Annotated in this window: 1 protein-coding gene; it reads left to right on the top strand. The window is 69.1% G+C overall.

Going from position 1 to position 1,452, the window contains the following annotated elements; all coding sequences use genetic code 11:
- Positions 1-109: 109 nt before the first annotated feature.
- Positions 110-1,452: AMP-binding protein (locus GWK61_RS54525; protein WP_194922282.1), on the top strand; the 1,343-nt coding region annotated here is incomplete at its 3' end.

Consider the following 1,452-nt stretch of genomic DNA (forward strand, 5'->3'; position numbering starts at 1 on the left):
GGGTTGCAGCCTTGGGGTGGGGCATCGGGTTGCGGCGTTGATGTGTGGGTGATTCGGGCCGCCTCGATGGCCCTGGAAGTCTGATGCGCCAGTCCCTACCCTGCGCGGCATGACCGGACGCTGGAACACCTCCGTCGCCGAGCTCTTCACTGCCCGCGCCGGTGACCACGCCACTGCGCTGACCTGGACTGGACCGGACGGCGTCGTGCGGCGCGTGTCGTGGGACGAGCATGTGCGGCGCAGTGCGGCGCGCGCCGCGTGGCTGGCCGAGCGGCTGCCGGCGGCAGGGCAGGCGCCGCGGCATGTCGGGGTGCTGATGGAGAACGTGCCGGAGTTCTCCTACCTGCTCGGCGCGGCGGCGCTCGGCGGGTTCACGCTGGTCGGGCTGAATCCGACGCGCGGTGCCGCCGAGGTGGTGCGGGACGCGCGGCACACGGACTGCGCGTTGATCGTCACCGAGTCCCGGTTCGCGGACATGGTGCGCGACTGCGGTGTTCCGGTGGTGGACGTCGACTCGGGTGAAGACTGGTCTTCGTTGCTGCACAACGGTTTCAGCGCTTGTTCCTACCTCCAGTACGAGGACCAGGATAAGAACCGGGATAAGAACCGGGATGAAGACGTGGCGAGCGTCGCAGAGCTCCCCTTCATGCTCATCCTGACCTCCGGCACGACCTCCGCGCCGAAGGCCGTGGTCTGCTCGCAGGGCAAGCTCGCCTCGCAGGGCTCCAGCCTGGCCGCGCAGCGTGGGCTCACCAAGGACGACGTCCTGTACTGCGCGATGCCGCTGTTCCACAGCAACGCTGTCATCGCCGCGTGGGTCCCGGCGGTGGCTACTGGCGCGACGCTTGCTCTGCGCCGTCGGTTCTCGGCGTCGGGATTCTTGCCGGACGTGCGTAGCTTCGGCGCCACGTATGCGAACTACGTCGGCAAGCCGCTCGCGTACATCCTGGCTACTCCTGAGAAGCCCGATGACTCCGACAACACTCTGCGTCAGGTGTTCGGTAACGAGGCGGCGCCGGCCGACGTGCAGCGGTTCGCCAAACGCTTCGGGTGCGTGGTGACCGACGCGTTCGGCTCGACGGAGGGTGGGATCTCGTTCTACCGGCTGCCGTCCACGCCGCCGTTGGCGCTCGGCGTGCCGATCGGGGACGTGCGGATCGTCGATGCGGAGACCGGCGCCGAGTGTGCGGTCGGTGAGGTCGGGGAGATGGTGAACTTCGCCGGGGCCGGGGCGTTCGAGGGCTACTACAAGCACCGCGAGGCCGACGAGGCCAAGCTGCGTGACGGCCACTTCTGGTCCGGTGACCTGGCATATCGGGACGCTGAGGGGAACTTCTTCTTCGCCGGCCGGTCCGGGGACTGGATTCGGGTCGGCGGGGAGAACTTCGCTTCCGGGCCGATCGCGCGGGCCGTGGAGGAGTGGGAGGGGGCGGTCGCGGCGGCGGCGTACGG

Source organism: Catenulispora rubra, from assembly GCF_015356825.1.
Classification (GTDB): Bacteria; Actinomycetota; Actinomycetes; order Streptomycetales; family Catenulisporaceae; genus Catenulispora; species Catenulispora rubra.